Annotated in this window: 14 protein-coding genes and 1 riboswitch; of the genes, 9 read left to right on the forward strand and 5 right to left on the reverse strand. The window is 47.5% G+C overall.

The window, feature by feature from the left end:
* Positions 1-179 precede the first annotated feature (179 nt).
* Genes DDR33_RS22580 through DDR33_RS22595 form a run of 4 tightly spaced genes read right to left on the reverse strand, consistent with a single transcriptional unit; the run spans position 180 to position 9,576 of the window.
* Positions 180-1,928, reverse strand: coding sequence for a RagB/SusD family nutrient uptake outer membrane protein (locus tag DDR33_RS22580; protein ID WP_109418074.1), 1,749 nt, complete (start codon positions 1,926-1,928; stop codon positions 180-182).
* An 8-nt stretch (positions 1,929-1,936) separates the two neighbouring features.
* Positions 1,937-5,050, reverse strand: coding sequence for a SusC/RagA family TonB-linked outer membrane protein (locus DDR33_RS22585; protein ID WP_109418075.1), 3,114 nt, complete (start codon positions 5,048-5,050; stop codon positions 1,937-1,939).
* A 29-nt stretch (positions 5,051-5,079) separates the two neighbouring features.
* Positions 5,080-6,771, reverse strand: coding sequence for a RagB/SusD family nutrient uptake outer membrane protein (locus DDR33_RS22590; RefSeq protein WP_109418076.1), 1,692 nt, complete (start codon positions 6,769-6,771; stop codon positions 5,080-5,082).
* Between the two features lie 15 nt (positions 6,772-6,786).
* Positions 6,787-9,576, reverse strand: a complete 2,790-nt coding sequence (locus DDR33_RS22595) for a SusC/RagA family TonB-linked outer membrane protein (RefSeq protein ID WP_158280835.1) — start codon at positions 9,574-9,576, stop codon at positions 6,787-6,789.
* 356 nt (positions 9,577-9,932) lie between these two features.
* On the opposite strand from DDR33_RS22595, the gene DDR33_RS22600 reads away from it, so the two are divergent.
* On the forward strand, positions 9,933-10,961 hold the full coding sequence (locus tag DDR33_RS22600) for a LacI family DNA-binding transcriptional regulator (RefSeq protein WP_109418078.1): 1,029 nt from the start codon (positions 9,933-9,935) through the stop codon (positions 10,959-10,961).
* A gap of 172 nt (positions 10,962-11,133) precedes the next feature.
* Here the strand turns inward: DDR33_RS22600 and DDR33_RS22605 are convergent, their stop codons facing one another.
* Positions 11,134-12,798, reverse strand: coding sequence for a UxaA family hydrolase (locus DDR33_RS22605; protein WP_109418079.1), 1,665 nt, complete (start codon positions 12,796-12,798; stop codon positions 11,134-11,136).
* Between the two features lie 145 nt (positions 12,799-12,943).
* Between DDR33_RS22605 and DDR33_RS22610 the strand changes: the two genes are divergently transcribed.
* The 8 genes from DDR33_RS22610 to DDR33_RS22645 all read left to right on the forward strand — a co-directional run bounded on the left by DDR33_RS22610 (position 12,944) and on the right by DDR33_RS22645 (position 21,140).
* Entirely contained in the window at positions 12,944-13,855 is a 912-nt protein-coding gene (locus DDR33_RS22610; RefSeq protein ID WP_109418080.1) for an AraC family transcriptional regulator, read from the forward strand.
* A 76-nt stretch (positions 13,856-13,931) separates the two neighbouring features.
* The gene (locus DDR33_RS22615) at positions 13,932-15,083 is read left to right on the forward strand and encodes a zinc-dependent alcohol dehydrogenase (RefSeq protein WP_109418081.1); all 1,152 of its coding nucleotides are present in this window, start codon (positions 13,932-13,934) and stop codon (positions 15,081-15,083) included.
* 4 nt (positions 15,084-15,087) lie between these two features.
* On the forward strand, positions 15,088-15,573 hold the full coding sequence (locus DDR33_RS22620; protein WP_109418082.1) for a hypothetical protein: 486 nt from the start codon (positions 15,088-15,090) through the stop codon (positions 15,571-15,573).
* A 259-nt stretch (positions 15,574-15,832) separates the two neighbouring features.
* Positions 15,833-16,012 carry a hypothetical protein gene (locus tag DDR33_RS22625; protein ID WP_109418083.1) on the forward strand — a complete coding sequence of 60 codons (180 nt, stop codon included), beginning with the start codon at positions 15,833-15,835 and terminating at the stop codon, positions 16,010-16,012.
* 175 nt (positions 16,013-16,187) lie between these two features.
* The gene (locus DDR33_RS22630; protein ID WP_109418103.1) at positions 16,188-16,826 is read left to right on the forward strand and encodes a response regulator transcription factor; all 639 of its coding nucleotides are present in this window, start codon (positions 16,188-16,190) and stop codon (positions 16,824-16,826) included.
* A gap of 146 nt (positions 16,827-16,972) precedes the next feature.
* Positions 16,973-19,183: a putative Ig domain-containing protein gene (locus DDR33_RS22635; RefSeq protein WP_109418084.1), complete on the forward strand. Its 2,211-nt coding sequence runs from the start codon at positions 16,973-16,975 to the stop codon at positions 19,181-19,183.
* A gap of 149 nt (positions 19,184-19,332) precedes the next feature.
* Positions 19,333-19,650, forward strand: a complete 318-nt coding sequence (locus tag DDR33_RS22640) for a DUF6686 family protein (protein ID WP_317047469.1) — start codon at positions 19,333-19,335, stop codon at positions 19,648-19,650.
* Between the two features lie 74 nt (positions 19,651-19,724).
* A riboswitch (cobalamin riboswitch) is annotated at positions 19,725-19,913 on the forward strand.
* Positions 19,914-20,015: 102 nt separating this feature from the next.
* Positions 20,016-21,140, forward strand: coding sequence for a cell surface protein (locus tag DDR33_RS22645; protein ID WP_238387908.1), 1,125 nt, complete (start codon positions 20,016-20,018; stop codon positions 21,138-21,140).
* The last annotated feature ends 49 nt before the right edge of the window (positions 21,141-21,189 follow it).

Raw genomic sequence — 21,189 nt, forward strand, 5'->3', positions numbered from 1 at the left:
AATAAAAGACAAAAGTATCTTTTTATTTTGCTGCTGCATAATAAAATACAAAAAAGTCTTTTATTGTCCGGCGTCCTCTGGTTTTCGCTTGCAGAAGCAGGGCAGGGCACTTAAAACAAAAAGCACCTGCAGAACGTATCTGCAGGTGCCTGATTTTCAGAGGAAAGAAATGTGTGATTTTAATATCCCGGGTTTTGTTTCAATACCGGCATTTTCTGAATTTCCGTTAATGGAATCGGCAGCAGATACATGGCATCCCTGAACTTCAGCTGTCTCATAGAGTATCCGGTTGTGTAATTATAAGTAGTGGCACTGGTCTTTGTGAGAATGTGAACGGTATTAAAACCAGTTAAAACGGTGGAGGCTATTTTCCAGCGCCTGATATCATTCCAACGCTGATCTTCAAATGCCAGTTCAATTCTCCTTTCATTCCGGATGATGTCGCGCATTTCCTCTACGGTCATATCCTTTTTCAACCCGTACATGCCGTCTGACCCTGCCCGGATCCCGGCCCTGTTTCGTAATTCAATTAATTTAGGATAAGCCTTTTCCGGATATCCTGCTTCATTTATTGCCTCAGCATAGTTAAGCAGGATCTCTGCGTAGCGGATCAATGGCCAGGCCCGTTCGGTGGTGCCCGAGGATGTCCCTGTTAAATTTTCATCGAGCATTTTCCTGGAGAAAAAGCCGGTATATTTATTGACTATGGTGTAAGCATCTGTCGAGGTATTGGTAAATCCATTCGCGGTCATATAAGTCTGGATCGCTGTTTTGGTTCCGTTGTTGCTCATATACATCATGCCGTTGTGGATAATGGAATTGCCGAACCTGGGATCGCGGTTTGCATACGGGTCGTTTGCATCAAACAGGGAACTCTCCCGAATACTTTTTCCGTCAATCATCGGGAAAGATTCTGCCAGGCTTAGCGTTGGGCGCATGGTACAATTCCCCGAACGGGATGGAGGCAAAAAGAAAGTTTCAAACTCCTTTTGTGCCGGACGGTTAAAAGAAAAGATATATTCGGGGTTCACACGCTTTAAGAATACCTGGTAAAAGCCATAACCCGGCCGGGTGGTATTGTCAACATACAGGGAATACAAGCCCGTATTGATGACGGCTTCGGCTGCATCTGCCGCTATTTGCCAGCGGTTCTTATCAAAAGAAGGATAAGCCAGAACAGCTTTAAGCTCGGTATCACCTGCAACTCCACCTCCGTTAAAAAGCGGGCTCGCAGCATACATTAGAACTCTCGATTTTAAAGCCAGGCAGGCGCCCCAGGTAACTCTTCCATAGTCAGCATCTTTGTACACCACATCTCTCAGGTCTGATGCCGCGCCATCAAGCTCCGATACCAGGTAGCTGATACAGTCTGCATAACTGGTTCTGGGGACACGCGGTACGTCATTCGCTTCAAATACCTTGTCTTCCAGTACCGGTATCCCTCCGAATGCAATCAGAAGATAATGGTAGTACCATGCACGGAGGAATCTTAATTCCCCCTTCATACGCTTTTTCGTGACGTCGGCAAAGGGAGTTTCCGGAAGTTTCGACAACAGCAGGTTCGTTCTTCTTATATTTTTATAGGGAGTGTTCCAGTAATCCTTATCGGTCGCAAACCCATTGTTTACCGAGATGGAAGACAAAGCACCCTGCACATAGGAATCGGCAGGTACAGCAGTGTTGTTGGAACCTTCTGCATTGTCTGTGCACAGTTCAGAATTCCCTGAACCGCCTGATCCTGTATACCTCGAGGGACCAAAACTGTACCCGGCATCTGCGTAAATCCGGTTCAGAAAGTTAATCGACTGGATACTGTCCGAAAAGACTACATCTTCTGTTAATCCGTTGGTCTTGTCATCCAGAAAGCCTGTTTTAGCGCATGAGGCTAAAACAGAAGACAGGATGATCACAAATATGCTCTTTCTCATATTGCCTGTTAAAAAGTAATGTTAACACCGAAATTCATGATCCTGGTAGGAGGATAGGGAAGCGAATCAGAAGATTCAGTAAGTTCCGGATCCAGATCGTACAGCTTGTCGAGCTTGGTCCACGTCAGTAAGTTGTACCCGTTCGTATAAACCCGGAGCCCTTTCAGATGAGTTTTGCTGAGAAACTTTGCACCAAAACTATAACTCAGTTCGGCTGTCTTCAACCGCAAATAGTCGGCTGGAATGGCCCAAAAGTCTGAATAGTAGTCCCTGGGACTCTGATCCATTGCGCTCGTATAGAGCTGTGGGTATTTGGCGCTGTTTCCTCTTTCCGGAGTCCAGTGTTCCTGGTGGATGGGCATGGCGTTCGTCGTGACATGATGAATGACAGCTCCCTGTGCGCTGGCAACCACGTTTGCAGCCCCCTGGAATAGTACTGTAAAGTTTAAATTTTTATAGCTGAGACCGAGGGTGAGGCCATATACGGTGTTTGGAAGATTGGTATATCCGAAATACGAACGGTCATATCCGTCAATAACCCCGTCTGCATTCAGGTCTTTATATTTGAAATCGCCCGGCCGGCCGCCAATTGTCGGCTTAGGAACAGATGGGTCGGCTAATTCGGCTTCGGTATAGTATTCTCCTGTCCAGGAGTATTTCATGACCGCGCCGATTGCCCGCCCGGTAGAGGCCTGCCATGGATAAAGGGTCTGTGCTTCATCCCTGAAGACGATCTTGTTTTTAGCCACCGACCACGTTCCTTTGACCGAATACTGCCAGTTTCTTCCTGCTTTGTCCTGATAGCCCAGTTCTATTTCGTATCCCTTATTATTGGTTTTTCCCAAGTTGAAAAGAGGTAATCCCTGTCCGAAGATGGCCGACACCGTACCCTTGCCGCTTATAATATCGTAGCGGTTGTTATTAAACCAGTCTGCCGAGCCGGTCAGTTTCTGGCTGAACATAGAAAAGTCAAGCCCGATGTTCAGCTTTTTTTCATTTTCCCATCCGACATCATTATTGGCAAGGCTTCCTTCTGTCACGGTGGAATAACTGTTATTTGTAGCCAACCCAAAGAGGCCCGTTCCGCTGGCCGAAGTATACGATTGTTTGTAAGCGTAAACTCCACCTGTATTGTCGACCCCGACAAGGCCGTATGATCCCCGGAGTTTCAGACGATCCACAAATCCTATGTTGTTCTTAAAAAATTCCTCTTCAGAAATATTCCATCCTGCAGTTGCCGATGGAAAGAATCCCATCCGCCTGGTTTTATAAAAACGGTCTGTTCCGTTGTATGCTCCGCTTATCTCGAAAAGATAGCGCTGGTTGTAGTCGTACCCGATCCTGCCTGTATATCCCCTGAACTTTTCAGGAATAAAGTTGTAATCATTATCGCTGGTATTCTGGGCAGTTTTAGTGTTAATATTGTACAGGAGCAGTCCCGAGAAATGGTGCTTTCCGAAAGCTCTGTTATAGTTCAGAAATCCCTGAAGGGTGACAGCTCTGTTAGTGCTTCCCGGGTTGTATACCATATATGGAGTGGTGATCCGGTACGAATCTTCTTTCATTCCATAAGAATAGGTGTTGGTGTTAGGGGCATAAACGTAGGAGACAAATCCGGATCCATCGATGGGCCGCTGCATGCTCCGTTCATAGCCGTAAAGATTCCGGTAGGAGAGGACCAGCTTAGCCGACAAGCCTTTTGTCACAAAGTCAAGTTTCTGATTCGCAGATGTTACCAGGTTGATGTTGTTGGTGAAATTACGGATATAGCCGTTGTACATCAGCCGTCCTATCAGATTGTTTTTATTTCGGCCTGTAGCAGTACGCTGCCACACACTATAACCCAAACTTCCGTCGGGATTATAAACAGGATAATTGTAAGGAGCGGTGTCATAAGCTCTTCCCAGGTCTGCAAACATTACCCCGGCGTTATCTACGCTCGCATTGTTCTGATTCATCTCTCCGACATTTCCAAACAGGTCAAAACGGACATCCAGACCCTTGTTTACAGCAAGGTCGATGTTCGACCGGTAGTTATACCGCTTATAATAATACCTGCTGTCAAGGTCCACTCCGTAGTCTTTAAGTTGTCCGCCCTGATTCAAATAACCTACCGATACAAAGTATTTTACCCTGTCCGTTCCCCCGTTTATGTCGAAGTTAGCCCTTGCCTGTGGCGCATATTCCTTGAAAAGCAGGTCTTTCCAGTCGTTGTTAGGGTGTCCGTACGGATCTGTGCCGCTCTTAAAAAGTTCCAGGTCTTCTTCCGAAAAAGTTGGTTTAAAGGAGGGATTGGGATTTAAATTGTTGGTATTGATCTGTGCTTCCCTGAGTATGGAGGCTGCTCCGTATGCATCCAGCTGTTTAGGAAGCCGGGTGGGCTGATTCAGCCCATATTCCGACTGGAAAGTAATACGCGGCTTACCCGCTTTTCCGCGGGTGGTGGTGACCAGCACCACTCCGTTAGCCCCCTTGATCCCATAAATAGCCGTTGTAGACGCATCCTTCAGGATACTGATGCTTTCCACTTCATTGGCATTGAGGGAAGCAAATTCATTATAGGTAAATTCAATATCGTCCACCACGATCAGTGGATTGTTATTCCCGGTATAGGAGCTTACGCCCCTGATGTTGAAAGCGGCAGCATCTTTCCCTGGCTGTCCGCCTCTTTGCTGGCTGGTGAACCCGGTGAGCCTTCCGGCCATTGTGTTCTGAAGGCTGGGCGACGGGCTCTGCCGTATTTCTTTGCCCCCCACGACGCTCACTGCCCCCGTGAGTGTCACCTTCTTTTTCTGTCCGTACCCGATCACCACTACCTCTTCCAGGCTTTTGGAGTCATCCTGCATGTCTACCACAACAGAACTCATACCGGCTACGGAGACCTCTTTTTTTAGGTATCCGATGGATGACAGGATGATCACATTACTTTGCTTCAGCGTGAGTGTAAATTTTCCGTTCACGTCTGAACTTACTCCGTTTGATGGGTTTCCCTTTTCCGAAACAGATACCCCTGGCAGCGGCCCCGATTTATCTTTTACTAAACCTGTGATTCGTTTTGTCTGGCTCAACAGGTTGAGACAATACAGAAAACATACACAAAATATAGATAGTCTTCTTTTCATTTTATTCTTTTTTTTAGATCTCCTGAAACCTAGTTGTAGCCTTCGTTCTGAACAAGTTTTGGGTTCCTGATCATTTCATTATAGGGAATGGGCATGTGGTAGAATTTATCATGGAAGACGATAGTGCTCACCCCCTGCTCCTGAAGCGACAGGGAGCCACCGTCATTCGTGATCTTTAACCCCTTAAGAGTGGTGTTTAAAACGGTGCCCGCGATCTTCCATCTTCTGACATCCCAAAAGCGGTGTTCTTCGAACGCCAGCTCAATACGTCTTTCGTTCCTGATCAGGTCCCTCAGTTCTGATTGTCCGATACCGGCCTTAATGCCGTATCTGCTGTTGATACCGGCAGTGATTCCCGCCCGTGCCCGGATCAGCTTAAGGGGAGCTACTGCATCCTCCGTTCTGCCGGCTTCGTTTAAAGCTTCTGCATAGTTCAGCAGCACTTCTGCAAAGCGGAAATAGGGGAAATTATGGCTTTGGTTAGAGTAGGAAGTGGAGGAAGAGAAATCTCCCATAAACTTGCGCAGGTAGTAAGAAGTACGCGTTTGTGTTTTAAACGGAACATTGGGTTTATCGCGACCTCCCTCGAACGTCTCGATCTGCCTGTTCAGCCATTTTACCCCATTATAGAACAGCATGGACGCCAGGCGGGGGTCCCTGCCGGTATATTGACCTGCGTCGGTAACTGAGCCAGTATACGGAGTGCCGTCCAGTTTGGGAAAGGCATTTACAAACTCCTGCGTCGGACTCGTCCTGCCGTTACTTGCCGCAGGCGCAACATAGCCGACGGGCGCGTTGTTTACTTCAATGGAGGTGGAAGCCGCTGATTGTTTGGATAATATAATATCCGTATTGATCTTGGTGGTGAAAACAGCTGAATAGGCTGTAGATCCTGACCCGGAAGGAAGTTTATAATATGTTAAGCTGACCAGCGCCTGTGCTGCATCGATGGCCTTTTGCCATCTGGCGGGATCTGCATCAGGATATCCCGTAAGCGCTTTCAGCTGGCTGTTAGACTCAAATCCACCACCGTTGTAGAGCGGACTGGCAGCATAAACATATAAACGGCATTTCAGCGCCAGTGCTGCCTCTGAAGGAACGCGGCCGAAATCTGTAGTAGCGATGGCTGACCCTGCGGGCAGACCGGCGGCGGCCTCATCACATTCCGCAGCAATATAGTCTACACACTCCGCAAAAGTATTTCGCGGCAGGTTCAGGTCGTCGTTCAGGGAGAAGATCGTGTCTCCTATAAGCGGGATGCCTCCATATCTTTTCAATAATTCGAAATAGGCAAATGCACGAAGAAAGCGGGCCTCCGCCACCTGGTTCTTCATGGTTGCTTCGGGAATCGGTACCACACCGATATGTTTCAGAAAGAAATTGCTCTTCCGGATGATCGAGTAGCAGTTTTTCCAGTTGTTGTCCGGATAGTTGACCGAATTCAACTGACCATTGGTAAACAGGACGATACCCGATGCAAAAGAAGACGGAACAGCGTCGTCGGTAGCGGCATCCAGGTAATCTCCGTCTATCCGGTTAAAGCCGCCGGGCAGGAGTGAGTAAATATCAAACAGGAACTGTTTGGCTCCGGTCCCTTTCTGGTCTTTGGGATCGAATATATCGGCTTCGAAATTCCTGTCTGCAGGTTCATTCTCGAACTTTTTACTACAGGAGCTCAGCACTGCAACAGAGAATACAATCAAAATAAAGGAACGTCTCATATCTTGTCAATAAGGCTATAATTGAACGTTTACACCAAGGTTGAATATCTTTTGGATGGGATAGGAGCCACTATAGTTCTCCGGGTCGGCATCTCCGAACGTTTTGGAACTGATCGTATAAAGATTAAGCCCGTTCGTATAGATCCTGACAGACTTAATTCCGCCTCCTGCGAAACGTACCGGAATCTTATATCCCAGCTCTACCGACTTCAGGCGGAGGTAGTTTCCCTGTCGTACCCAAAAGCTCGAAGTCACCCAATTGTTCACAGAGCCGTCCTGCGGACCTGTGCCTGTAGATAACCTCGGATAGCTGGCCGTTCCGGCAGTGGCAGGAGTCCAGCGGTTCAGGTGGTTTTCAAAAGCCTGCCCGCTTCCGTTATTCTGAAACTCCCAGTAGCTGTTTCCGGATAAGTTGACATACCGGTTCATCTTCCCCTGCAGCAATGCTGTAAAATCCAGGTTCCGCCAGGTGAAACCCAAAAACGATCCCAATAAGACCGTAGGCTTCCTTGCTCCGATAGCCGTCTGATCATATTGATTGATCAATCCGTCATTATTCAGATCTTTATATTTGATATCTCCCGGCTGGGGTTTATATCCCTCTATCGTGGCATGCCCGGCAATCTCGGCATCGCTCTGAAACAACCCCTCTGCGATATATCCGAACGCCTGATCGACGCGCTGACCGGTGTGTTTCATCCAGTCGTACTTTTGAAATGCTTCTGCATTATAAAGCAGCTTCGAATCCTGGAAGCTGGCGTTGAAAGAGATAAAATAGCCGGACCGGGCTTTTTTCTGCTGCCATTTGATCTGCGTTTCCCAGCCGTTGTAGCGCTCCCTGCCTATATTCTCATTTGGATAGTCGATCCCGAGGAGTCCGTTGCTGGTACCCCGCACGATGCTCAGGTCGCTGAAGCGGTTTGAATAATACTCAGTGCTGAATGATAGCTTGTTATCCAGCAATGAGCCCTCAACACCAATGTTAAGCTTTTTAGCCTTTTCCCATGTCACTGCCGGATTAGCCAGGAATGCTTCTTCCGCCGTTGTAACAGTCCCCGCACTGGATCCGAAGATGGCACCCGGCGAAGTACTGAAGATCTGCTGATAGGTATAATAAGCCCCTTTATCCTGGCCTGTTTTTCCATAAGATCCATACAGTTTCAAATGATTGAGCCAGGTAACGCTCTTCATAAAGTTTTCCCTGCTGACGATCCAGCCAAGCCCGGCTGCCGGGAAGAAGCCATACCTGAAACCTCCGTTGTTGGGATAGCGGTTGGCTCCGTTATAGGCGAAGGAAATTTCAAGGAGGTATTTCTGGTCATAATTATACGAGGTGTGGCCCGCGATCCCCTGGATGGTGTAGGGAAGGTTTGATCCGTTAACCAGGTTATCCCGGTTTGCAAGCAGCACAGCATCGATGCCATGACGGTTGAGCTCTTTGGAATACCCTAATGAAAGTTCTTCAAAATCAGAGCGGTTCTGGAAATTGATGCCGTTTGTATTAGCCTGGAGACTGTTGCTGGAGTATTGCATGTAAGTGGGGCTTCCCGAAGCAGACACGCCTGTCTGTTCGAACACAGCGAAGGTTTTGTTCCTGGTGATATTTTCCCTGAGGCTGCTGAAGAATGAAGCCCTTGCCTTTATCCACATACCCGGCAGGAAGTCTTCCAGGTCCCTTTTGAGGTAGAAGTCTGACAAAACAGTCCGTATATTTCCCTGGGAATAACCTGAACTAATGTTCTGTCCCACTATATTGTTCTGAAACCTGGCAAGCCCTGCGTATGTCCCGTTTTCATTGTACACAGGATAAGCATTGCCGGGTGTGGTAGTAACAGAGGAGAATAAGTTAGCCGTTCCGTTATTTCCGGGTTCATTGGTGTTGATGATCCTTCCCTGGATGTAGATGCCGGCGCTCAGGTGATCTGTCAGGTTCAGATCGACATTCGAACGGGCAAAGTATCCTTTGGCACTGGCATTCGTACTGTATTTGTTGATATCGCTTGTCTTAAGTATCCCATCCTGGCTGACATGCTCCAGGTTGACGAAATAACGAACAAACCTGTTTCCCCCGCTTGTATTGATATTGTACCGGGCAAACATGGATGAATTTTTCAATACCTGGTCCGCCCAGTTCACATCCGGATACTTGAACGGATCAGATCCTGAACGATAACCTTCCAGGGCAGTCTGGCCGAAGCCATACGTTTCGGCTGGAAGCCCGTCATTTTTAAGCGCCTCGTTATAAAGAAGGGCATACTGGTAGGATCCGAGGGGGCGGGAGACCAGGTTTTCGAGTGACCTCTGGAAGCCCGTCTGTACATTGACGCTAATCTGCTGCTTACCGGAAATACCTTTTTTAGTGATGACCGACAAAGCGCCGCCAGAGCCCCTGATGCCCAGCATGGCTGTTGCAACAGCATCGTTAAGAACGGTTACAGATTCGATTTCCTCAATTCCTATTTCGGTTACCGACCGCGGAATTCCGTCAATCAGTATCAGAGGGGTTTGGTTCCTCAATGAGATGGACCAGCTTTCGTTCAGAGGCTGTCCGTTTCCCTGGATAACATTAAGTCCCGGGAGTCGTCCCCCCAGTGCCAGGGGATAAGACATAACAGGTGTTCTGGCGAAGTCAGAACCTTCTGCAGATGAAGCCGATGAAGTTGATAACTTTCCGGGTGTTTGAAAGTAGATCAACTGTTTAAGCACGGTTAATGAGTCTGCTCCTGAAGTGTCGGGAGCAAAAGTCCGGGCCCCTGGTTTGCCGGGCGCCGGGACATTCCGGCCATACGCTGCAAATACGGTCAAAAAGCAGTATGGTAAAAAAAGGGATTTGATATAACTCACCATTGACTTATAGTTTACTTGTGGTTTTATTAAATGGTTAGTGGCGGATCCCGGCCATATGAGGTGGATCAGGATCCGTCGTCGGCCTGTTATAATGGCAAAAAAGAGTGTGTGATTTAAGAGTAAATATCTGTCATAATTATCCTTTGGTTATGATTAGCTGAGTTTGATGAACGAATGTATCCAGCTTTTATCAATGCTTTTAGTATTTATGCAGGGTAATTTTCATGAAACCGTTCCCAGACGATGGGAACGGTTTCATGAAAATGGCGGGGATCCCTGTTTGGGTTATCCTGTTTTTAGATTAGATTAGTTCCATGAAAAGCCATCAAACAACCATTATAGACATTGCTAAGCACCTCAGCATATCTAAATCAACTGTTTCGAGAGCGTTAACCGGGCATCCCAGTGTGAAGCCTGAGACGAGAGAAGCGGTACTTGCAGTAGCGCAGGAGATGGATTACCAGCGTAACATGCTTTCCATTAGCTTAATAACCAATAAAACCAAAACCATCGGAATTATCGTTCCCGAGTTTATGACCTCCTTCTTTCCGCAGGTGGTGGTAGGCGCCCAGGAGATTGCCGCACAAAAGGGATATAACGTGCTGATCAGCCAGTGCAACGAAAGTTATGAAACAGAAGTAGCGAACTCACGGGTGATGCTTGCCAACAGGGTAGACGGCGTCTTGGTTTCTTTGAGCAAGGAAACGCGTAACTTCGACCATTGGAAAACATTCCACCGCAAGGGCATCCCCATTGTGTTCTTTAACAGGGTGTGCGAAGAGATGGCCGTTCCCAAGGTGGTCGTAGATGACTACGATGCGGCTTTTAAAGCGGTGGAGCATCTTATTCAGACAGGAAAGAAGAGGATTGCCCATCTGGCGGGGCCGGATTCGCTCGCGATCAGCCGGAAGCGTCTGAACGGGTATGAGGATGCACTTAGAAAATATAACTTCCCGGTTGATGAAGATCTGATCATTTCCTACGATCTTACATTAAGTAAAGTACGGATCTATATCAGGCACCTCCTGGAACTGGAGAACCCGCCCGACGGCATTTTTGCTATCAACGATCCGACAGCGATAGAAGCGATCCAGGTGATAAAACAGCATGGTCTGCGTATCCCGGAAGATATAGCGGTGGTGGGATTCAGTAATAATTATGCATCAAGCTTCATTGAACCCAGTCTGACGACGATCTCACAGCCGGTAAAAGAAATTGGCCGGACAGCTATGGGCTTGTTGCTGGACCTCATGGATAAGGAAACAGCTCTCTGGAAGCCGATCATTAAAACACTGGAAACCGAACTTATAGTAAGGAATTCTACAGTAAAAAAAATATCCTGAGATACAGGGGTGCTGTTCTGCCTTTAGTCTGAATCCCTTCGCTTTTGATAAGCTAATGCTTGGCATACCGGTCGCTCGAACTTCGGTCTTCAAGCAAAGGAATAACGAAGGGAAAGCGAAGCAAAAGCGGCGCATCTCCGAACCAGGTCAGAACAGGGGGGCTCTGAAACCGCTAAAGAGAGACCCCTCTTTTCCAGGGAATAAAATCATCCTGTCCCAGCTGCACTGCTTTGGGCTGTTCATTCCCGCCTGCCACTTCCAGCACGTAACCAAGCAATCGCATTGCCGCCTCCGGGATGGATTCCTTGCCTTCAATGATGGTCCCGCAGTCAAAATCGATGATGTCAGGCATTTTGTGGTACAGGGCAGAATTTGTGGAGATCTTAATCACCGGAGCCACCGGGTTACCGGTTGGAGTGCCCAGGCCGGTGGTGAACAGTACGATATTCGCACCAGCAGCTACTTCGGCGGTTGTGCTCTCCACATCGCTTCCCGGAGTACATAAAAGGTTCAGACCCGGGCGAACCACCTTTTCCGGATAATCCAGTACGTCTGTAACCGGGGAGGAGCCCCCTTTCTTCGCTGCACCTGCGGATTTAATCGCATCGGTGATCAGTCCGTCCCGGATATTCCCGGGTGAAGGGTTGGCATAGAATCCGGATCCACCGGCTTCAGCAAGTGCATTATAGGATCGCATGAGTTCGATAAACCGCAAAGCAACCGGTTCCTCGATACAACGGTCGCTGATCTCCTGTTCCACTCCGCACAACTCCGGGAATTCAGCCAGGATCACGCTTCCGCCAAGGCTTACCAGCAGATCAGAAAGAAATCCCAGTGTGGGATTGGCAGATATACCCGAAAATCCGTCTGATCCTCCGCATTCCAGGCCGATACATAGTTTCGAGAGAGGAGCCGGTTTTCTTTCCGTTTTATTGGCTTCCATCAGGCCGGTGAATGTTCGTTTAAGTGCTTCCTGCAGCATACTTTTTTCTGTACCGGCTGCCTGCTGCTCCAGCACGATCAGCGGTTTCTGAAAATTACTGTCCCGCCGTTTAATCTCTTCCATAAGAATAGAAGCCTGTGCATGCTGACAGCCAAGGCTTAAGATGGTAGCACCTGCTACGTTCGGATGGGTGATATAACCGGCCAGTAAACCGCATAAAGCGTCCGAATCCATCCGGGTGCCTCCGCAGCCCATGTCGTGGGTTAAAAACTTAATTCCGTCAATGTTTTGAAACAGCCTTTTGGCTGGCTGCTGGCCAGGGAGTATATGGAGATCGGCGGAAAGAATCTCTTCAGCCGTCTTGCCGGCCTGGTACATATCGATGAGGGTATTCGTTTCGTATTCGTAATCTGCTGGTTTGGCATATCCGAGTTTATCGCTAAGGGCATCCTTCAGAACATTCACGTTGCGGTTTTCGCAAAATACAAGCGGAATGACCAGCCAGTAGTTTGCGGTTCCGACGGAGCCGTCATGCCGGTGGTAGCCCATGAAAGTCTTTTGCCGGAGAGAGGAGACGTCCGGCTGTGTCCAGCTGGTTTTCCGTTCACCAAGTTTAAATTCTTCGGCATCATGCCTGACATTATCAATGGTTAAAACGCTTCCCGCAGGGATCTCTGTGCAAGTCCGGCCGACGAGCACACCATACATCACGATCTTATCATCAGGCTGCAGAGTGCTGATGGTAAACTTATGCTTTGCCGCAACGTCTGTGACCAGCGGGAACGTGGCGCCGTTAAAATGTATAGCCGTTCCCGGTTTCAGGTCTTCCAATGCAACCAGTACGTTATCGGAGGGATGTATTTGCAGAAACCCGGTGTTTATTTCGTTTGTCATCGTTATGGATTTACTGCAAAGGAAAGGATTTTAAAAACTGCTTGATTTTATCGATTTATCCAAATAATAAGCGATATTGTCTTTGATTATTCAAAATCAAAAGATAATGGATAATTCCGTATAAATTTGACCGTCAAACCAGTATATGAAACCGCAATTACTACATGTGAATAAAGATCTGGATTACTCTTTCAGCTCAAGAAGAGATACCCTGCCTGACATTAACAGCCGGTGGCATTACCATCCTGAAGTTGAACTTATTTACATCCGGAAAGGTACGGGCAACCAGTTTGTGGGAGATAATATTACCCCTTTTTCTCATGGGAACCTGGTACTGATCGGACCAGATCTTCCGCATTGCTGGCAGTTTGATGACTGCTATTTCAACCCCGGATCCGGTGCCGGGAAGGTAGATGTCTACGTGGTTCATTTCAACAAGTACTTCTGGGGCGAAACATTCCTTAACCTGCCTGAGAACCGTGATCTGAAGTCAGTGCTCGACAGATCGAAATGGGGGATACAGCTTAATGGCGATACGGGTGCCATAGGTGACCTTATTGAGCAGATCGTACACGCATCCGGGGCCCGGAAGATCATGCTGCTGATGGAGGCACTGCTCCGGATAAGTCACTCTCCGGATTGCAGGCAACTGGCTTCACTGGGTTTTCAATATAATTTTCAGGATGCTGAGAAAGACCGGATCACCGCCATCTATAATTATTCCATCACCAATTTTCAGAAGAAGATCACACTGGAGGAAATTGCTTCCGTTGCAAATATAAGCCCGAGTTTCTTCTGCAAATATTTTAAGTCGCGGAGCCGCAAAACATATTCCGATTTCTTAAATGAATTACGGGTGGGGCATGCCTGCAAGCTTCTGATCGGCAATACTTATAATGTTAAGGAGGTTTGTTTCCAGAGCGGCTTTTATAACCAGGCCAGTTTTTACCGTTACTTCAAAAAAGTGACCGGTAAAAGCCCGGTTGACTACCAGAGGACAGCGAAGCATTTTGATGCACCCCACGAGGTAAAGGAAGCCGGCATGGTTGTGCTTTAGCTGTTAAAGATCAATTTATCAAAACATAGATTTATGCAGTTGGTTGTTATACAAACATCTAAAACAAAATCTATCTATGTTAGCAATGAATTACAGAGGGCCTTACCGGGTCCGGGCTGAACAAAGGCCTATGCCGGAGATCCTGCATCCAGAGGATGCGATTGTCCGGGTCACGCGAACCTGTATCTGCGGTTCAGACTTACATTTATATCATGGCATGGTGCCCGACACGCGTGTCGGATCGACATTCGGGCATGAGTTCACCGGTATTGTGGAAGAGGTTGGGCCAATGGTGCAAAATCTGAAAGTGGGCGATCACGTGCTCGTGCCGTTTAACATTGCCTGCGGGAAATGTAACTTTTGCAAGCAGGGCCTTTACGGAAACTGCCACGAGTCGAATACGATGGCGACGGCAGTTGGCGGTATCTTTGGCTATTCGCATACAGCGGGAGGCTTTGATGGCGGACAGGCAGAATATGTGCGGGTGCCCTATGCCGATGTTGGCCCTACCGTGATCCCTCCGGATATGGATCCGGATGATGCCGTCCTTCTTACGGATGTAGTACCCACCGGGTACCAGGCGGCCGAGATGGGAGGAATTAAAAAAGGCGATACCGTAGTGGTTTTTGGTGCCGGTCCTATCGGGATTATGGCCGCACGCTGTGCCTGGTTCTTCGGCCCTTCGCGTGTGATTATCATCGATCATATTGACTACCGTCTTGAATTCGCACGGAACTATGCGAAATGCGAAGCCTATAATTTCAGGTCCATGGAAGATCCCGTGGTATTCCTTAAGAAAATTACAGACTGGTATGGCGCGGATGTATGCATTGATTGTGTAGGCTGCGAAGCGGAAGGTAACACGCTTCAGACACTTACAGGGAGGGTAGCCCTCATGCAGGCGGGTGCGGCGACTGCTTTGCAATGGGCGATCAATTCCGTTAAAAAAGGCGGTATTGTATCTGTGGTTGGCGTTTACGGGCCTCCGTTTAATTATGTGCCGATCGGGAACGTGCTGAATAAAGGGATCACGCTGCGTGCCAATCAGGCTTCGGTAAAGCGCCTGCTGCCCAGGCTGATCGAGCACGTTCAGTCAGGCCGCCTGAGCCCGAAAGAACTGATCACCCATCGTATACCCCTGGAAGAGGTGTCGGATGCTTACCGTTTATTCTCCTCCAAACTGGACAATTGTATAAAGACCGTATTGGTTCCATCCTCTAAAGCTTAATATCATGGAAAATATCAGCAACACTGATTATCAGAATATACCCGGATGGGGCATGGATGCCGATCCGGATAATGAACCGACATATCCGATGAAAAACTATACGGGTGACGATCATAACCGGATAAACTATGAACGGTCGCCTCAGCAGCCCGTGACGGTTGAACTGCTGAAATCCAACGAGCGGCCGGCGCCCAGTGTGGTGTTTGGTACGTCCGTGCCTCCTTCAGGCCTGAGCGGGGCGATACGCCGGTATGCTTTCAGGCATAGCGAAGATCGTTACCGCCACTGGATCCCGCTGATCATGGCCGACAGGGTCAATGTGTACGAAGGGATCATAAGTGACATTAAAGCAGGGCATGTGCCGAACTTCTTTAGTGAATGGGGCTGGAAAGCTGAATGGAAATACAACCAGAAGGCTTTTGTCACGAAGATCGCCTTTGCGACGCTTGCTGCTGTAGTGGTTGCAGGTGTTCTGAAGCGGAAGAAGTAAGCACGTTAGGTTCATGATGTATAAGAAAGTCCGGCGCTGTTGAAAATGGCGCCGGACTTTCTGTTCAGGCAGATAATGCGACAGTAGAACGTATTATTACTGCTATGATTTCGCTAAAATTTTGGAGTCTAGTGCTGACGGGCATTGAAGGTATGGGGAATAATACTTGTTTTGAATGTATAAATACCTCTTATGATGAAGAAACTAAACTCATTGAACAATAGTGTGTTATATTAGTGTTAACAATAAGCACTGCGTTATGAATAAATATGAGGGATCTGAGGATCAGGGACTCCGGGCAGCAGCCGGGAATGTGAAAAATGAAAACCGCAAGGCGCTTAAAACTGAGTGGCCATTAACTCAGCGGGATGAGGTAAAGATTGCAGAAGAAAGGACGAGAAGAGCTGCTCACGAGGTTACCAGGCGCGACACTAAATAAGTCAAAAATTATATACTGTATTTTTTCGCTCTCCTTTTTTGTTCTTCTTCCCCGGGTCCGGATCAATGTCCGGACCTGTTTTCAGGTAAACTTTTTCAGTTGTATCTGTGTTCTATAGAAGGCGTTACCAGCAGACGTTCACATACTGCTTAAAATGGTAGCTAAATCCAGGATCATGATTAGATTGATATTAGCAGAAGATCATGTCGTAGTAAGAAACGGCTTAAAGAGCATCCTTGAAAGAGAAGATGATATCGAGGTTGTGGCAGAGGCAGATAACGGACTGGAGGTGTTGTCAGCGTTATCATCGGGACTGCAAGCCGATGTGGTTCTGACGGATATCAGTATGCCGGAGATGGACGGGATGACCCTTGCCGGGGAAATCCAGAAAAAATATCCTGATGTCCGGGTGATGATACTTTCCATGCTGGATAATGAAAAGTATATTTTCGAGGCTTTTAATCTGGGCATCCAGGGATATATGTTAAAAAACACCAGCGTCGAAGAACTCCTTTTTGCAATCAGGCATGTTTTCAGTGGCAAGCAGGTGATCTGTATGGATTTGGCTCTTATGATGCTCAAAAGGGCAGCACGCGCCTATGATGACTCAGCATTGGCAAGCTTTAACCTGAGTGCGAGAGAACTGGAGGTACTGGCATTAATTGCCGACGGCTATACTAACCAGGAAATTGCCGACCATATCTTTACAAGCAGGCGGACTGTTGAAGGCCACCGCCAGCACCTCATAGATAAAGCAGGGGTGAAAAATACAGCCCAGCTCATTACTTTTGCCTGTAAGAACGGGCTCATCTGATCCTTAAATTAACGTGCATTTTATCCGGGCATTCCCTGCCTTTCTTGTTACCTGAAATACTTGTCGTATATCCCTGTTCCTCAATTCTTATCTTCATATTACATGAGTTATAATTTTCAGTATGTTTGCTTTACAATTATAAACACATGCAAAAAATATTCGCATTAATTTGCTTCATGACCGTTCTGACAGTCAGAGCTCAAAACAAAATTTTCGTAAGCCAGGCCAGATTTCAGACAGGAGACAATTCCGCCTGGCTGAAGCCTGATTTCGACGATTCAGGCTGGAAAACGATCAACACGGACCGCCATTGGGAGAAACAGGCAATAGACTACAATGGGTATGCGTGGTACCGGTTTCATGTTAACATCCCTTCATCTTTCCGGGATAAATCTGTGTTAAAAGATACCCTGGTGGTATATCTCGGCTATATTGATGACTGCGATGAATCTTTCCTGAATGGCCGGCCAATTGGTAAAACAGGAACGATCCCCTCAGAAAATATAACGTACCAGTCGGCTTACAGCACAGAAAGAACTTACCGTATTCCGCTGAACAGGATGCAGATAAACTGGGACGGCGATAATGTACTGGCAGTACGGGTATATGACGGGGGCGGCGACGGTGGATTCAACAGCACTAAGCCTTACATCAAAATACAGGATATTGCCGATAAGATCGTTGTTGACAAGAGTAAGGGCTTTCGTTTTTCCGGCAGTGTTGCCTCCAAAGCGATCAGCGTGCTCAACAGGAATAAAATGGCCGTTGCCGGTACCCTTAAGGTAATTACCAGGGACGACCGTACACGAAAGATCATCTCCGGCAAAGAATATGCGGTAAGTTTACCGGCTGGCGGGAGCAAAATCTATCAGGTAACCGGCAACAACCGGGAGGGACTGACAATGTCGTATGTGTTCACAGAGAATAGGTCAGGCGGGAAGGTGGAGGCCGATGATCCTATGCCCTATATTCTTACGCCAAAAGCATCGCCGAAGCCGCGGATAAACGGAGCCATGATAGCCGGGGTGAGACCCGGATCTCCTTTCCTGTATAAGATTGCTGCTACCGGCAAAAAGCCTTTGCAGTACAGTGTTGCATCTCTGCCTGAGGGCTTGCGGATTGATAAAACGAATGGCATTATCAGCGGCTCGATCGCAAAGACAGGGGAGTACCCGGTAAGAATAACCGTTGCTAATTCCCTGGGCAAGGATGAACGTGTTATGACCATAAAAGCCGGAGACTTACTTGCGCTTACACCTGCTATGGGATGGAACAGCTGGAACTGCTGGGGGCTTTCCGTCAGTTCGGATAAAGTGAAAAGCTCTGCGCAGGCATTGATAGATAAAGGGCTGATTGATCATGGATGGAGCTACATGAATATCGACGACGGATGGGAGTCGGAAAAACGGAATGCCGACGGGACGATCAGTACCAACGAAAAATTTCCGGATATGAAAGAGCTTGGCGACTGGCTTCACAGCCATGGGCTGAAGTTCGGCATCTACTCATCTCCCGGACGGCTCACCTGCGGTGGATACCTGGGATCGCTTGGATACGAGCTGCAGGATGCACAAACCTACAATCAGTGGGGTGTGGACTACCTGAAATACGACTGGTGTTCTTATGGCGAAGTTGCCGGCAGTGATACATCGAGAGCAACTTACATGAAGCCCTATATCGTGATGCAGAAAGCATTGAGGGATCAACCCCGTGATATCTACTACAGCCTCTGCCAGTATGGAATGGGGGATGTTTGGAAGTGGGGACCCGAGACAGACGCCAACAGCTGGAGAACCACGGGTGATATTACGGATACCTGGGAAAGTTTATACGACATCGGCTTCCGGCAGTACAGGATCTCTGATTATGCTAAACCCGGAAGATGGAACGATCCGGATATGCTGATAGTCGGCAAGGTAGGATGGAGCGGCAATCTGAGGCAAACCAGGCTTACCCCGAACGAACAGTATACTCACATTACCTTATGGAGCCTGCTCGCTTCGCCGCTGCTAATTGGGTGTGATATCAGCCAGCTCGACGACTTTACTCTTAGTTTGCTCACGAATGACGAAGTGATAGCCGTTAACCAGGACGTGCTTGGGAAACAGGCAAAACTCGTTTTTACGGGGGATGAATACCAGGTATACGCAAAAGAACTGGAAGATGGGAGTAAAGCAATCGGCGTTTTTAATCTCTCAAACGATTATAAAGCGGTGAACATTAAATGGGATGATCTTAAAATTGGCCGGGTCAAATCTGCCCGTGATTTGTGGAGGCAAAAGGATATGGCGGGAGTTGGGGCAACATTTACTTATACGCTGGCACCGCATGGGACAGTGATGATGAAGGTGAAGTAGGTTTTAATAAGCGTGCAAATTCATCAAATGGTTATTAAAATATAGAACATTTATTTAGAATCATTTTAAATAATGTTCTATATTTGATCCGTCAGGTCCCATAGAAGAACCGGCGAGCGACCCTACAGATCACCAGATAATGAATTTGTATGTGCAGAATAAGAATATTAAGTAGCGTTGAGCAAACTGTTGTAAGCGATTGTTTAGATTGCCATTGCATGAATATATGGCACAACAACCTGCTGCTGAATTTTACAAAAGAAGAGTTCTTATCGTTCAGAAAGGTTATTAACGACCTTGTGTTCGGGGATAACAGCCTTCCTTTTCCCGATGATATAGACCGGATCATCCTGCGGACTCCTAACCGTGACATCAGCTTTACCTTTGCAGAATTTGATTTCGAGCAGTTTAAGCAGGCCATGGATGAAGCGATCTACTTTTCTGAAATTTATTCGATGATGCAGTAGGCTGTATGTACAGCATGATCCGGGGGAACAGATGCCAGGCTTTTCCCTTACCACCGCCAATTCCCCGGATTTTTATATCTTTGCCCAGCGTTGGTTTCTGTTCCTGTATCGGATCAGAATTAAAAGGGAATCCCGGTGTGAATCCGGAACTGTCCCGCAGCTGTAAGCTCTGAAACCAAAATCCATTCTTTTGGCCACTGTAAATCGGGAAGGCCGGGTTGAGGGGAGCAAGTCAGAAGACCTGCCAATGCTGAATGTTTATTCATGGCTTCCGGGGATTGAAGCTGGAATGAAGGTACTTACCGGGTATCTGCATTTTAGAATTTCGATATACCAGCATATTTACATTCGTGTTTAATCTGAATATGAGAACACAATATAACACACATCGTAAAATTACCGCGCTGGTAATAGCTTTTTCAACATTGTTCGTCTTTTCCTGTAAGAAGGACAAAGAGCAGGATGGACTGGATAAGATTGACATATCTGCCAGTGCACAGGGCGACATAGCACTGGGTGATACCGTACTTTTTAAGGTAAAAGCACCTCAGGGCTTAACTTACAAAGGTGTATGGAAGGTAAATGACGAAACCGTATCCGAAGCCGACAGCCTGGTTCTGTTAAAATACAAGGCAGGGACATACGCGGTTGAATATGTCGCTTCTGCTGAAGGGAGTAGCTCAAGCAAAAAAATCACCGTAAATGTTCTGCCCAAAACCACACCTGTATCCGAAGCGAATAAGATGTATGTTTCCAGCCTGTTTGAATATCTGCCGGCGCCGGGACAGTATATCAACGTGAACGTTGGAAACCTGGAAAGTGCAGCAGGAATATTGGGAAAGCGGGGAACTGTCACCCTGGGTGCCTGGGGAGGATATATCGTACTGGGGTTTGATCACAAAGTACCGAACGTAGCCGGTAAGGAAGACATTATCATTTACAATAATGCCGGCTTGATTTCTGAACCGGGTGTAGTCTGGGTGATGGAAGATCAGAATGGAAACGGCAAGCCGGATGATACCTGGTACGAGCTTAAGGGCAGTGCTTCGGCGATGGCAGGTTATGTCCGCAATTACTCTGTTACTTACACCCGTCCGAACCCTATTACAGGAGATGTGCCGTGGAAAGATAATAAGGGCAATACCGGTGTGGTGAAGACCAATAGCTATCATCCTCAGACTTATTTCCCGTTATGGATAAGCGGCAATGAATACACCCTGACCGGAACTTCCCTGCCTTCCGTTAATATCAATATGTCTAATCCTTCTTACATCACCAGTTCTCCGTTTGAATACGGTTATGCCGATAATGCGAGAGAAGGATTCGATAAGCTGGATATATCAAACGCAATAGATGCCAGCGGAAACAGCGTGAATTTACAGGGAATTCATTTCATTAAGATCCAGACCGGTATTCAGGCAAACATGGGCTGGTTAGGGGAACTTTCTACGGAAGTGCTGGGAGTAGCAGACGCCAGCCTGGTGAAGTAAGCACCCCGACATTTAACAAATTTACCAAAAGAGCTCTGTCCTTATAAAC

The organism is Pararcticibacter amylolyticus, assembly GCF_003130405.1.
In the GTDB taxonomy this organism is placed as follows: Bacteria; Bacteroidota; Bacteroidia; order Sphingobacteriales; family Sphingobacteriaceae; genus Arcticibacter; species Arcticibacter amylolyticus.

Bases quoted from the DNA above. Each gene is read 5' to 3' on its own strand.
- DDR33_RS22630 (WP_109418103.1), top strand. From the start codon at position 16,188: ATGATTAGATTGATATTAGCAGAAGATCATGTCGTAGTAAGAAACGGC.
- DDR33_RS22600 (WP_109418078.1), top strand. From the start codon at position 9,933: ATGAAAAGCCATCAAACAACCATTATAGACATTGCTAAGCACCTCAGC.
- DDR33_RS22635 (WP_109418084.1), top strand. From the start codon at position 16,973: ATGCAAAAAATATTCGCATTAATTTGCTTCATGACCGTTCTGACAGTC.
- DDR33_RS22605 (WP_109418079.1), bottom strand. From the start codon at position 12,798: ATGACAAACGAAATAAACACCGGGTTTCTGCAAATACATCCCTCCGAT.
- DDR33_RS22620 (WP_109418082.1), top strand. From the start codon at position 15,088: ATGGAAAATATCAGCAACACTGATTATCAGAATATACCCGGATGGGGC.
- DDR33_RS22610 (WP_109418080.1), top strand. From the start codon at position 12,944: ATGAAACCGCAATTACTACATGTGAATAAAGATCTGGATTACTCTTTC.
- DDR33_RS22580 (WP_109418074.1), bottom strand. From the start codon at position 1,928: ATGAGAAAGAGCATATTTGTGATCATCCTGTCTTCTGTTTTAGCCTCA.
- DDR33_RS22645 (WP_238387908.1), top strand. From the start codon at position 20,016: ATGAGAACACAATATAACACACATCGTAAAATTACCGCGCTGGTAATA.
- DDR33_RS22615 (WP_109418081.1), top strand. From the start codon at position 13,932: ATGTTAGCAATGAATTACAGAGGGCCTTACCGGGTCCGGGCTGAACAA.
- DDR33_RS22585 (WP_109418075.1), bottom strand. From the start codon at position 5,050: ATGAAAAGAAGACTATCTATATTTTGTGTATGTTTTCTGTATTGTCTC.
- DDR33_RS22640 (WP_317047469.1), top strand. From the start codon at position 19,333: ATGTGCAGAATAAGAATATTAAGTAGCGTTGAGCAAACTGTTGTAAGC.
- DDR33_RS22625 (WP_109418083.1), top strand. From the start codon at position 15,833: ATGAATAAATATGAGGGATCTGAGGATCAGGGACTCCGGGCAGCAGCC.
- DDR33_RS22590 (WP_109418076.1), bottom strand. From the start codon at position 6,771: ATGAGACGTTCCTTTATTTTGATTGTATTCTCTGTTGCAGTGCTGAGC.